The sequence below is a fragment of the Mesobacillus boroniphilus JCM 21738 genome (assembly GCF_000517385.1).
Classification (GTDB): domain Bacteria; phylum Bacillota; class Bacilli; order Bacillales; family Cytobacillaceae; genus Mesobacillus; species Mesobacillus boroniphilus.
Genome location: NZ_BAUW01000011.1, coordinates 44,349 through 56,061 on the forward strand (window position 1 = coordinate 44,349; position 11,713 = coordinate 56,061).

Consider the following 11,713-nt stretch of genomic DNA (forward strand, 5'->3'; position numbering starts at 1 on the left):
TTAATTATTTTTTACCAGAGAGGCTTACGCGTCTTGATTCTAAACCAACAAAAAATGGAAAAGAGACTTATTGTCCAAGACAAACAACCTTTAAACACACTTATCCTATTATAATGGTGCATGCGTAATGTTGGAATAGAAAATTGTCGAAAAATCACTTTTGGTTTTTTGAAAATGAATGTTGAATTATTTTTTAAAAGGTGTAAAATTACACTAAACGATTCAAAGTGGATTAAAGAGGAATTGAGGGATATAAATGGAAAATGCTCCTAAAGAGGAAAGGCGCAGGATTTTTCGTAATGAGCTCTATAACTTAAAAGAATTAGGTTATGTTTCACCAGAGGATTACAAAAGTGTATCAGAAGCCCATAATGAATATTTCCTTGATTTGCTGGCAGAGGATCAGCAGGAGAAAGAGGTGGCAATTAGGAACAAGGAGAATACTCCTGTAGCATTTGAACTTGAGAGCAAAAAAGTTCAGCCATCAGTCAACATTGCGGCTAAGGAGAATCAAATACAACAGCCTAAAACACACCCAGCAAAAGTCAAACCAAGGAAATCAGCAGAAGAGATTCGAGAACGGAATATCTCCTGGTCTTTGAATATTGGGGTGATTATGCTATTGATTGGCGGTTTGTTCGTAGCAACCAGCAACTGGGAAAGTATGACACCGTGGATGAAGGCTGGGTCAATCGCGCTTGTTTCCGCTTTGTTTTACGGAATCGCCTATATTAGCTACAAAATCATAAAAATCGATAAGACAGCCTTTGCGTTTGTCGTTCTTGGCAGCCTTTTCCTGCCCATCTTCACCTTATCACTAGGCTGGTTTGAATTGCTGGGCCCATACTTATCGTTCTATGGTGAAGGCCGATTTATCCTAGGGACCATTACCAGCTGTGTTTTGATCCCGATTTATGCGCTTCTGGCCAAAAGGCTATCTTCCAGGTTATTTGTGTGGTTTACCTTCATTACGACATCCATTGCAGCAGCATACCTGTTGAGCGCGATTGGAATGCAAACAGACGGATTTTACCTTGGGTTAATTATCTTCAATACATTGCTGATTGCAGCATACCACCAGCTTAAAAAGAGAGCTCAGCTGCCGTTATTCACAAAGGAACTCGCGCTTTATTCACAGGCAAACTTAGTCCTGTCTACCTTATTAATGCTTTTCTTTTATGAAACTCATGTTTTCAATGGCTTCAATTTGATTTTGACAGCTATTGTCTATCTTTCGATGATTTTCATTAATGGCCATAAAGAGTATCATTTTGTCTTCAGTGCCATGTTCATTTATGGTGCATATCAAATTCTTGAAAATTGGCGATACACAGAGGCAAGCGTAATTGGTTATGCCCTTCTTGGTTTCGTGTTTCTGTTTGTTCCAAAGTTCATTGATGATAAATACGCCTTGAAAAGAGTTTTTCAAATTACTAGCGGGGTTGTATCAGGTCTTGCTTTTTTATTCATCACAGCTGAGGGGATTATGATTCATACAGAAAATCCTTCTTTTATTCTTATGACAGCATACCTGATCATTTCAGCTAACTTCATTTACCTTGCAAACGCCACTGAAAATGTCATTTTTAAATATTTAAGCCCGGTTTTTCTTGCAGTAGCTATGTTTGAGGCCGTCTTGCAGATTGGGAAATGGATCGAGTTCGAAAATCTTGTTTTGCCATTTTTTTGATTGGTTTCATTCTCTTTATTCTTGCAGGCTGGCTGATCAAGATAAATTATCTTCAAGCCATTAAGACCAGCTCGCGGGATGTCGGAATGGTGATCATGCTTTTCGTAATTCTTGTTACTTTTTCCGTGTTCGATTGGTGGGAGCTGGCACTGATGTTCTCCCTGACCAGCTATGCTTTCTATGTCATGATGAAAATTGAAAGCAGGCCGATATTGCCATTGATTGCTCAATGGGCCGCACCCATCTCACTCGGTTTATCTGCTGCTGCAATCGGGGAAGAAATACGGTTACAGTCCAGCTTGTATAGAGATCTTATTGGAATGCCCGGAAATTTCGCGTTTGCGGGAGTCCTTTTATTGGGTGCAAGTTTTGTTCTTGGCAAAACTAAGGAAGTCAACTCGTCTCAAAATGCATTTTTCAGTTCGCATGGTTTCTATGCAGCAAGCCTGTTTTACACATTCACGTCTCCGATAACGAATTTATATGGAGAATCAATCATTTGGTTTGGCGGAATCTTGATGTCTCTATTGCTTTATAGAGTGACAAAAGAGTCAATGGTCGCATTTTTATCCGGTGCAGTCAGCCTTGTCTGGTACTTGATATCAATAGATTCAATTAATGAAGAGTTATTTGATTTTAGTGCAACGATAGAGTCTCTGCTCATTCCTGGAGGCGGATGGTTATTGCTGGGGACAGCCGCTTTACTTTTTCAAAAGCAGAGAGGGCTCGCAGTCGCTTATTCATGGATAGCTCATGTCTACCTCGCTCCGGTAATGGCCATTGAATTAATCCTTTATGGCGAGGAGGCGATTTTAAGCTATGTGATTGCGACTGGTGTCTATGCTGCGAGTATTTTCTTTGTAAAAAAGGAATGGAAAGTGAAATCGCTATTATACGCTGCATTCACAATGTTATTCTTAGCGATCAAGACAGGTATCAGTTATTTTACCGAAACAGATTCTGGCCACTATGCCTTCCTGATGACAAGTATATTGTTGATTGTATTCTGGATATTGTCATCCACAAATTACAAACAAAGAACTTTATATTACCTTATACCTATTTCGCTGTTAGGGGTAGCAAGCTTCCTGGCAGCATATCCATACAGCTGGCTTCTGTTCGGGATAACAATTGGTTATGCAGCAGCGATATTGGTTTTGCTCCATAGAGTGAAATGGGATCTGGTTGCAATAATCCCTTTATTGATGATCTTTTACGGTACCATCCAAATCATGTTCCTGGCACAGCTCCATATGTATTGGGATATGGCTATTCTTTCAGGATCTGGAATTTTGCTTATTTTTTCAGGGAGAAGGATTTATACGGATCTCTGGGAAAAAGGAGGAGGTTTTGGACTGCAAAGCCTGGATGCTTATTCATTAGTTGGAATCTTGTTCATTGTTTCCGTGGCACTAATGGATGGTGAAACCTTCTGGGCTCTCATCGTGCATGGACTCCTTATATCTGCAGGGTTATGGCTGCAGAGGAACAGGGTTCATGGTAGAGGAGTAAGTGTCATTCTCTTTATCGCAGGTGCGTACCTGCTGGTTCCTTATTATGCAGCCGTAGAGCAGCTTACAATCCCTGCCTTATTGGAAAGGGAAGTATACGTACTTCCGTTCGTGGCTCTTGCGATTTTTATCCGGTTTATTTTCAAAGAGAGAAGCAATCAAATCACCAGTTATATCCAATGGGCAGTATTGATTATGGTCTCGCTTTTGCTCATTCAAGATGGACTGGAAAGCAATACGGTTTATGATGCCTTGATTCTTGGCTCGCTGTCGCTTATTTCAATGCTGGCCGGTATGTGGCTGAGAGTAAAAGCTTATTTCTTTGTAGGGACGGGAGTTTTACTTCTTAATGTGCTCCTGCAGACCCGTCCATTCTGGGGAAATCTCCCTTGGTGGGGCTACCTCTTGATTGCCGGTTCAATCCTGATCAGTGTTGCCAGCTTCAATGAGTGGAATAAACAAAAAGGAACTAGAGGGGAGAAAACTCTTCTTGCAAAGTTAAAAGAGAGCTTACTCATGAAAATGAAAAATTGGAATTAATAGAAGCTGGCAAAGGGAAGATTATTATCCTTTGCCAGCTTTGTTTTATGTGAAAGTTAGGATGCAAAAAAGTGCATTTCTGGATGATTTCTGTTACCATTCATAAAAATGAGGGTATCTCATCAGCTAAGGAGGTTATGAAATGAGGGATGTAACTCTTTTGGACATATTTGAACACCATATCGCCCAGAAGTACTTAAAGCGATCGGGTATGGCCCATGCCATTGCTGTTGCTTACCATGCATTCCATCTTGCCAGGAAGCACAATGTAGACGTTGACATTGCAGCGAAAGCCGGATTCCTGCATGATATCGGCCATTTTACCTGGTATAGGAACGGCCAATGGGACTACGAGCTTTACCGGAAAAATGATATCCACCCAATTAAGGGAGCGGAAAGAGCGCATAAACTCTTGATCCGATTGGGTGAGAACCCCGTGCAGGCGAAAGCCACTTCACTTGCAATCCTTTTCCATACAGACTCCTTTTTGCCTTCAAACGATATTGTCCGTACTCCGCTACAGCAGGTAGTGAAATGGGCAGATGAAAAAGACGAAGAAGAAGGCGGGAACCACCATTACCGGAAAATAGAATATGAGCGTGCAAAGCAAAGCATAATCAGGCTCGATAAAATGATTGATGAAGTGCTTATAAATGATGAGGGCAGCGGAGGAACACAATTGCCATCTTAAATGCAACAAGGGCATCGGGTCTTCCCGTTGCCCTTATTCAATCTCCGGAGCTGGCTGGATCTTAACGATTTTCAGGAAAAATTCTTTCTATAGTAGCATTAAAATCTTCAGTAAGCCCTACGATCGGTCTCCTGGTCTGAAGCTGCTCCTTATAGTCTGTCATACTGACAACAAAGTCCGCGTTGGATGATACATAAACATCATCAATTGAATCATCGTTGATTTTAACCTGTTGAGATATTTTATTCTCTAAATCACCCGGAATGCCCTTTGTATCACCGTTTTCGAGAACTACGGCCACATAAGCTCTTTGCTGCACGGTGATGATGGTAGCGCTTTGAACTTCATTAAGCATTTCTACTTGTTCCTCCGCGTCTTCATCCACATGCATCCTATATGTTTGATTATATGAATTGGAAGTGTATTCGTCGTTGATATTCTGAATTTGTGCACCATCATTATTTATCTGATAAGTTTCTGCTCCCTCATCCGTATATGTATTGCAGCCAGTGAACAAAAGGACGGTCATAATCAGAATAAACGCCTGTACGCTAATTCGTTTCATTGGCAAATCCTCCTAATTTTAAAATCGCAAATAGAATGTCCAAATCATCGGAGTTTTATTCTAAATGTCTCCCAACTTATCAAAAGTTAGAAAAGATAATTTTTTGATTGGTCATTGGGTACTGGAAAATAAGGCGTTGTGGATATTTGAAAAGATGGAGGAATTTTATGAAAGCGCCGCCATAAGATTAATAGATAAAAAGTTTAGGAGGTTTTTAATGAACAAGATCAGGGGTTTGATGAGTATCGCTATAACAATTGTCTTTTTTCTTTCCGTCTTTTCACCAGCCGAAGCGGCTAGAAAAGTGCCTGTAGCTTCTGAGAAGGATCCAGTCGTTTTTGTACACGGTTTTACAGGTTCGTCTTCCAGCTTTGATAATATGAAACAATGGCTTGTTAGCAGGGATGGCCGTCCAACTACCTGTTTGCTATCCAATATTCAAATACTACAGGAAGCAGTGCAGACAATGCATATGAACTGCAATCATTCGTGAAAAACGTCCTGCGCCAGACGAAAGCGTCAAAAGTAGATATAGTCGCACATAGTATGGGTGGGCTGAGTACTCGATACTATGTAAAATACCTGGACGGTGCCCAAAAAGTAGATGATGTAGTCACATTAGGTTCCCCTCATCACGGAACGAACTCTTCATACTTTGGATTGTGGACAGAAGGAGCTAGAGAAATGGTTCCCGGAAGTGCATTCCTGAACGACTTAAACAGTGTTGACGAAACACCAAATGGCAGTGACCCTTCAGCGGCCATCCTATACACGTCAATATACAGCAGTGCGGATACAGTCATAAATCCCTATACGAGTTCAATTATTAATGGAGCAGAGAATATTGAAATTAGTGATGTGAGCCATAGCGGTCTGTTGACAGATTCAATAGTCAGACCTTTGATTAAAACCGGGTTGGAGGATGGAGGGCGAAATACAAATTAGATATACAAAAGGCCAGCTGCGAAGCTGGCCTTTTGTAATTTGATTATGAATCTGTGTTGATCAGGTTCCTCTTTTCTCTGAGTTTATAAAACTTCCACACATCCTTTATGACAATCTTCACTACAGAATAAAGGGGGATGGCGATCAGGATCCCTACGAAGCCATACAAGGAGCCTGCCGCGATTAACAGAAGGATGACGGTGATTGGATGGATGCTGAGCTTTTTGCCCATTACCTGAGGAGTAACAAGATTCCCTTCAAGCTGCTGCACGATTATTAGGACGATAAGTACCTTTAACATCATCATAGGATTGCTTGTGAGGGCAACGAATAATGCTGGAATAACACCTATAAGTGGACCCAGGAATGGAACGACTGTTAAAAACATCGTGAAAATCGCAAGGATCAGGGCGTATTCAAGTCCGATGATCTTATACCCAATATACATCAGTATCCCGTCAACAAGCGCGATGATAAATTGGCCAGTTACATAGGTGAATAGCGTTTTATCAATATCTTTTAAGATTTTATTCCCTTCCTGCACATGTTCTTCAGGAAGTAGTTTCAAAATATAAGGCCTTAATTTTTCATCATCCTTCAATAAGAAGAAAGCAATAAATGGTACTACCACGAGAACAGTTGCGACACTTGTAATCACGGAAAAAACCGTCATGAGATTTTCTCCCAAACTTTGTAAGATATTGCTCATATAGTTCAGTGCCCTCTGCTTGATTTCATCCGCATTAATAAATCCCAGCTGGTTATCATTGATGACTTTTTTCGACTCTTCCGTTATTTCATCTACTTTTTGAGGAAAGTTTTCCTTTATTTCGCTGACTTGTTCTCCTAATTGGGAACCTGCAAAGTAAACAAATCCTGAAAATAATCCAGCTACTAGAACAAAGACAAGCAAAATACTCACTATTTTTGGCATGTATTGATCAAACCATTGAACTGGTTTCCTTAAAATATAATAGACAAGACCTGAAATCAAGATAGGAAAGAAAATCGCGATAATAAAATTTTGCAGCGGCCAAACAAAGTAGTCTATCTTCCCAAAGAGGAAGATGATAAGTAGCAGCAGAATGGTTCCGGTTGCGTATTTAAAAAAAAGGTCGTTGAATCCACATAGCGTAACCCCCTGAATATTTATGTATCTTCTTATTACTTACCTTAAATCATTATCCACTAAACAAACTGGTTGTCATATAGTGTCCAGTTTCCTCATATAATTATAAAAATTGGTAGTTTCATATAAGTTTTAACGGGTAAATATTCTGGTCAACATAAATAGAATCGCAGCATTAGCCACTGGTCATCTTCTGTGTAAAGGGGTCTCTGTATGGTTGCAGTCGAAGAACATCTGTTATTTATCAAAGAACTTGGCCGTTTATTCGATGAGTACGCGCAATGCGAGGATAAGGAACTGAAAAATGAGATTTATAAAGATATTCAGCTATTAGGTAAAGCAATCAATATCAGTAACTAGGTTCAAATAGAATCCGGCAAGCCCTTAATCAGCGGCTTGCCGTTTTATTTTTTTAATAGGAAATTAAGGAAATTATAAAATATTTTCAATGTGGATAACTATCCAGGTTTTCTTAATCCAGCTCCAGCGCCTAGCCCCTCGAGTCGCTTCGGTCCGCCCAATGAAGTCAAAGAACGACTTCACTGGTCGGCCCTCCAGCGCTTGTTGGGGCTGAACGAGGCGCTTGCGCTTTTTGTTCTTAAGAAGTATATATATTTTGAGTGTGAGAAAGAGGCGGTAACAAAAAAAGTACCAACTGGAGTTATATTTAGGAAAGCCAGCCGTTGTTCTATCATATATATTGAACAAGCATATGAAAGGGGAGGGTTATATGAGAATTGACCTTTCAAGGGAACAATATCTGACACTAGTGAAATTATTGCAGCTTGGAAACTGGCCTCTAGGACTGACTGAAGCAAATCAGGAACTGGTGAGTAAAGCGGAGGATCTTGAACAATATATTTTCTCGTTATCAAGGGACTTTGAAGCTGGTGAGGGAATTTACTATGACGAGGAAGAGGAATATTACTATCTTTCTGAAGACCTCAGGGATACGGTGGAAGTGATTATTGATGAGTACGAGGAAAATGTCTTTTGGGATCAGCTTACCCATAAGCTCGCTACGATTGAATTAAAACGTGAAGTCACTATCGAAGCTTCAATTGAGCAAAAAATCAATCGGCTTTTCCAACTAAAAGCACGTTACGAAAAATACTTCCTGGAAAACGGCCTGGACAAAATTGATATTCTATAAGGGAAAATCCGGCCTAACATGGCCGGATTTATTTTATGAAGATTCTCGCTTTTTCAGAAGTGTAATCGGCTGCGAATACCAGGATAATATAGAAAAATAGCAAGAGCGTAATATCTGTGTAATGGAAGAAGCTCATGCTCAGCTTGAATTGCTGGCCCAGTCCTCCTGCACCAACAAAACCAACGACAATTGTCGTTCGCATGATGACCTCCCAACGGTAAAGAATATACGTCAGGAATCGGGGAAGAGCAGCCGGCAGTACTCCATACAAAAAGAGCTGAAAACGCCCTGCCCCGGATGAAGAAAGATTCCGAACCGGCCTAGAGTCTATATCTTCGATTACCTCTGCAAAAAGCTTTCCAAGAATCCCGAAATTATGAAGAGCAAGTGCGATTGCCCCCGGCAATATTCCAGGTTTAAAAATAAAGATTATGATCATTGCCCAAACAAGCTCCGGGACTGCCCGAGAAAAGATATAGCCCCCGCGAACAACACCAAATGAAAACCAACCATGCCATTTTTTAACCAGCGTGAGGGACCCGTCCGCAACATTCCTTGCTGCGGGCACAACCGTCAGGAGTGCGGCAATTGTCGAAAAGCCAGTAGCCATCACACTCATGACCAATGTTTCAATCGTAAGGTCCAGTGCATTTCTCCAGTTTTCAGCATTAAGATAGGCTGGACTTTCTTCATCGATACCTAAAAGCCCCTTAAAAAACTTGCTAGCGTAAAAAGATTCTTTTCTGAAAACAGTAAGGACAAGCTTGCACTTTCAACAATAAATATCGATACCCAGGATCCAACCACAAGGAGCAATAGAGCATAAACAGAAGCAGTTACAAAGCTGATCTTATGTTTCCTCATTGTACCAGCCTCTTTCTTAGTTGATTGCTCCAGAGATCGATCATGATGACTAGGGTGATTAAAAAGAACACAAAAGTCCAGACTTCATCATAATGAAGATCATCAAGGCTCAACTGTATTTGATATCCCAGTCCGCCGATGCCGACAAAGCTCATAATAGCAGATGAACGAACCGCGCACTCGAATCGGTACATCGCATAACTGGTAATGCTTGCCCTTACCATCGGCAAGTAACCATACCATAAAGCCTGCAGTTTGGAGGCGCCTGCTGCTTCCAAAGCTTTAATCGGTTCCCTCGGTATGTCCTCCAGCATATCTGCAAAAATTTTCCCGAGGATGCCGCCGTATGGTATAGCCAGGGCAAAAATCGCGGCAAAAGGAGAGAGACCAATCGACGCAACGAATAACCAGGCCCAAACGAGTTCATGAATGGCCCTCATGAAGCCAAGCTGTCCTCTAAAAAAGGCCGTATATACCTTTTGATCTTACCTTCTGATACCACAATTCCTGCTGCTAGAATGCCATAGAAAAAGGCAATGATAATCGCCAGACTCATGCCGGCAGCAGCATAAGAAAGAGTAGTCCAGCTTGATTCCAAGGCGAGAAGAAGGATGTCACCCGATAAATCAGGAGTGAAAAATGCTGCAGCAATTTGTTTTGCAGTTTTGAATCCTCCGCTGTGAATTAAGTTACTATTCCATTCAACAGAGAAGAGGCTTAACATGAATGCCAGCAATAGGATCAGTGTAAGGATCTTACGTTTATGGAGCTCAAAGCTTAACCATCTTTTATCCATATCAAGAGATCTCCTGTAGTCTGTAAAGGCTCCTGATATGGTCATCAGTTACGGAGGAAGCGGGGAGATCAAAGAAGAGTTCGCCATCTTTAAGGGCTATCAATCTGTCAAAATATTTCCTTGCATATTCGACTGAATGAAGGCTGGCGATCAGTGTCTGCTTTTCCTCTGATGCGATTTTAACCAATAGATCGAGGACATCTTCCGCACGCGCTGGATCTAGCGAGGCAACCGGTTCATCGGCCAGGACGATTTCAGGATTTTGGACAAGAAGCCTTGCAAGCGCTACCCGTTGTTGTTCTCCACCGGAGAGGGAAGAAGTTTTTTCATACAATTTATCTGTCAATCCCACCCGACTCAGTACCTGGATTGCATATTCCTTATCCTGAGGTACCAGCATGGATAGAAGTGATTTAAAAATTCCCCATTCGGACAGCCTGCCAGCTAGAACATTATGGATGACCGGAAGCTCACCAACAAGGTCAAACTGTTGGCGAATGATACCGATTTTTTTGCTCTCTTCTTATGGTCCATTAGTCTAGAGAGAGGGTGGCCGTCTATCAGGATTTCACCCTGATTTGGTGGAAGAATGGCTGCCAGCAAGTTCAGCAAGGTAGTTTTTCCTGCTCCGCTTGGACCAATCAGGGCAACTAATTCTCCTTTTTTAACAGTAAAAGAGAGGGAAGATAAGGCTATCTTCCGCTCATAAATTTTTGATATTTGCTTAATGCATATTGCTTCTTGCATGAAATCCACCTACTTGATGATCTTAAGTTGCTTTGCGACCTTTTCTATTGCTTCGTAATTTTCATTTTTCGTTTCTATGAATTTATCAGTCTGCAATAATTCCATGATTTCGTTATCCTCAGAATTCATGGAAAGGATAGCTTCTTTGAGTTTAGCTTTCGTATCTGCATCCATCTTGTTTAATGTCCAGTTGTAGTCATAGTACTCAGGAGTTGTATAAAATACTTTTACCTTTGATTCATCTACTTTGCCTTCTTTTACAGCTGCTTCCCATACAGAAATATTCAACGCACCTGTCTGGTACGCACCTGATTCAACGAGCTTATAAGTCTTATCATGTGAACCGGAGTAATTCGGCTTTCCATCAAGGTCCTGGTCCGGTCTATACCTGCTTCCATCATGAAGGAGCGCGGCATTAAGTGACCGGAAGTAGAGCTCTCACTCCCAAAAGTAAAGGATTTCCCTTTTAATTCTTCCAGGCTATCAATCTTCACATCATTGTTGGCAATGAATACGGATTTAAACTTTTCATCGATCGGTCTCTGTGCAAATGCTTCAGCTTCAGGAACTAAGTTTCTTGCTTGTACACCAGTGAGGCCGCCAAACCAGGCAAGCTGGATTTCGCCACGTTCAAACGCAGTGACAAGCGCGGAATAATCAACAGAAGGGACATACTCAACATTCAATCCTGTTTTCTCTTCTAAGTCCTTCGCAAAATCCTCCATGCTCCGGTTCAAATCTGCTGCATTCTGGTCAGGAATTGCACCGATTTTAATCGTTTCTGTTTTTGTGTCTTTTTTTCCTGAGTCTGTACCATTGTCAGAACAAGCTGCAAGGGCAAGAATCATCAATAAGCTTAATAATGCAATCAATTTTTTCATTTGTAATCACCTTTATAAATAAATTTTATGTATCCTATAAAATTTATCAATAACACGTGGATAACTCAATACATTTCTGTAAAATTAAATATGACTATTATTGGAAGGGAGGTTATCCGGTCCCAAGTAGAGTGTTAATAAGACTTTTTTTATCACTTAAAAGAAAACCTGACGGGAAAATTCCGTCAGGTTCCTAATGCT

The 11,713-nt window shown here is 41.0% G+C and carries 12 protein-coding genes and 2 pseudogenes; 7 read left to right on the forward strand and 7 right to left on the reverse strand.

Annotated features, from left to right (window positions below):
- The first annotated feature begins 256 nt into the window (after nt 1–256).
- The 3 genes from JCM21738_RS22270 (at nt 257) to JCM21738_RS05575 (ending at nt 4,432) form a co-directional block, all read left to right on the forward strand.
- Complete coding sequence (locus JCM21738_RS22270; protein WP_052019575.1) at nt 257–1,690, forward strand: hypothetical protein; 1,434 nt, start codon at nt 257–259, stop codon at nt 1,688–1,690.
- The gene (locus tag JCM21738_RS22275) at nt 1,651–3,741 is read left to right on the forward strand and encodes an SCO7613 C-terminal domain-containing membrane protein (protein ID WP_052019576.1); all 2,091 of its coding nucleotides are present in this window, start codon (nt 1,651–1,653) and stop codon (nt 3,739–3,741) included. The genes JCM21738_RS22270 and JCM21738_RS22275 overlap by 40 nt, the downstream gene beginning before the upstream one ends.
- A 142-nt stretch (nt 3,742–3,883) precedes the next feature.
- Nucleotides 3,884–4,432 (forward strand): HD domain-containing protein, encoded by a 549-nt coding sequence (locus JCM21738_RS05575; protein ID WP_023614185.1) that lies wholly within the window; start codon nt 3,884–3,886, stop codon nt 4,430–4,432.
- 61 nt (nt 4,433–4,493) lie between these two features.
- On the opposite strand, the gene JCM21738_RS05580 is transcribed toward JCM21738_RS05575, so the two are convergent.
- Nucleotides 4,494–4,997: a YhcN/YlaJ family sporulation lipoprotein gene (locus JCM21738_RS05580; protein WP_023614186.1), complete on the reverse strand. Its 504-nt coding sequence runs from the start codon at nt 4,995–4,997 to the stop codon at nt 4,494–4,496.
- 217 nt (nt 4,998–5,214) lie between these two features.
- Here JCM21738_RS05580 and JCM21738_RS25385 point away from each other — a divergent pair, with 217 nt between their 5' ends.
- Nucleotides 5,215–5,490 (forward strand): hypothetical protein, encoded by a 276-nt coding sequence (locus JCM21738_RS25385; RefSeq protein WP_243462900.1) that lies wholly within the window; start codon nt 5,215–5,217, stop codon nt 5,488–5,490.
- Nucleotides 5,427–5,942, forward strand: a complete 516-nt coding sequence (locus tag JCM21738_RS23050) for a lipase family alpha/beta hydrolase (protein WP_243462906.1) — start codon at nt 5,427–5,429, stop codon at nt 5,940–5,942. The genes JCM21738_RS25385 and JCM21738_RS23050 overlap by 64 nt, the downstream gene beginning before the upstream one ends.
- Before the next feature lie 43 nt (nt 5,943–5,985).
- Here JCM21738_RS23050 and JCM21738_RS05590 read toward each other — a convergent pair whose 3' ends face one another.
- Entirely contained in the window at nt 5,986–7,107 is a 1,122-nt protein-coding gene (locus tag JCM21738_RS05590) for an AI-2E family transporter (protein ID WP_369385652.1), read from the reverse strand.
- A gap of 177 nt (nt 7,108–7,284) precedes the next feature.
- Between JCM21738_RS05590 and JCM21738_RS24720 the strand changes: the two genes are divergently transcribed.
- Both JCM21738_RS24720 and JCM21738_RS05600 read left to right on the forward strand, forming a co-directional pair.
- Nucleotides 7,285–7,431 (forward strand): hypothetical protein, encoded by a 147-nt coding sequence (locus JCM21738_RS24720; RefSeq protein ID WP_023614189.1) that lies wholly within the window; start codon nt 7,285–7,287, stop codon nt 7,429–7,431.
- A 370-nt stretch (nt 7,432–7,801) separates the two neighbouring features.
- On the forward strand, nt 7,802–8,224 hold the full coding sequence (locus tag JCM21738_RS05600; RefSeq protein WP_023614191.1) for a hypothetical protein: 423 nt from the start codon (nt 7,802–7,804) through the stop codon (nt 8,222–8,224).
- Between the two features lie 28 nt (nt 8,225–8,252).
- On the opposite strand, the gene JCM21738_RS25390 is transcribed toward JCM21738_RS05600, so the two are convergent.
- The 5 genes and pseudogenes from JCM21738_RS25390 to JCM21738_RS27140 all read right to left on the reverse strand — a co-directional run bounded on the left by JCM21738_RS25390 (nt 8,253) and on the right by JCM21738_RS27140 (nt 11,512).
- Nucleotides 8,253–8,834, reverse strand: a complete 582-nt coding sequence (locus JCM21738_RS25390) for a PhnE/PtxC family ABC transporter permease (RefSeq protein ID WP_243462901.1) — start codon at nt 8,832–8,834, stop codon at nt 8,253–8,255.
- A 250-nt stretch (nt 8,835–9,084) separates the two neighbouring features.
- On the reverse strand, nt 9,085–9,528 hold the full coding sequence (locus JCM21738_RS25395; protein WP_243462902.1) for a PhnE/PtxC family ABC transporter permease: 444 nt from the start codon (nt 9,526–9,528) through the stop codon (nt 9,085–9,087).
- Entirely contained in the window at nt 9,525–9,884 is a 360-nt protein-coding gene (locus JCM21738_RS25400) for a hypothetical protein (protein WP_243462903.1), read from the reverse strand. The genes JCM21738_RS25395 and JCM21738_RS25400 overlap by 4 nt, the downstream gene beginning before the upstream one ends.
- 1 nt (nt 9,885) lies before the next feature.
- Nucleotides 9,886–10,631: pseudogene (locus tag JCM21738_RS27135) on the reverse strand (phosphonate ABC transporter ATP-binding protein).
- A gap of 9 nt (nt 10,632–10,640) precedes the next feature.
- Nucleotides 10,641–11,512: pseudogene (locus JCM21738_RS27140) on the reverse strand (putative selenate ABC transporter substrate-binding protein).
- Nucleotides 11,513–11,713: the final 201 nt, after the last annotated feature.

What these genes read in the sequence shown, in the direction of transcription:
- JCM21738_RS22270 (WP_052019575.1), top strand. Translation starts at nt 257, where the DNA reads ATGGAAAATGCTCCTAAAGAGGAAAGGCGCAGGATTTTTCGTAATGAG.
- JCM21738_RS22275 (WP_052019576.1), top strand. Translation starts at nt 1,651, where the DNA reads ATGGATCGAGTTCGAAAATCTTGTTTTGCCATTTTTTTGATTGGTTTC.
- JCM21738_RS05575 (WP_023614185.1), top strand. Translation starts at nt 3,884, where the DNA reads ATGAGGGATGTAACTCTTTTGGACATATTTGAACACCATATCGCCCAG.
- JCM21738_RS05580 (WP_023614186.1), bottom strand. Translation starts at nt 4,997, where the DNA reads ATGAAACGAATTAGCGTACAGGCGTTTATTCTGATTATGACCGTCCTT.
- JCM21738_RS25385 (WP_243462900.1), top strand. Translation starts at nt 5,215, where the DNA reads ATGAACAAGATCAGGGGTTTGATGAGTATCGCTATAACAATTGTCTTT.
- JCM21738_RS24720 (WP_023614189.1), top strand. Translation starts at nt 7,285, where the DNA reads ATGGTTGCAGTCGAAGAACATCTGTTATTTATCAAAGAACTTGGCCGT.
- JCM21738_RS05600 (WP_023614191.1), top strand. Translation starts at nt 7,802, where the DNA reads ATGAGAATTGACCTTTCAAGGGAACAATATCTGACACTAGTGAAATTA.
- JCM21738_RS25390 (WP_243462901.1), bottom strand. Translation starts at nt 8,834, where the DNA reads ATGGCTACTGGCTTTTCGACAATTGCCGCACTCCTGACGGTTGTGCCC.
- JCM21738_RS25395 (WP_243462902.1), bottom strand. Translation starts at nt 9,528, where the DNA reads ATGAGGGCCATTCATGAACTCGTTTGGGCCTGGTTATTCGTTGCGTCG.
- JCM21738_RS25400 (WP_243462903.1), bottom strand. Translation starts at nt 9,884, where the DNA reads ATGGATAAAAGATGGTTAAGCTTTGAGCTCCATAAACGTAAGATCCTT.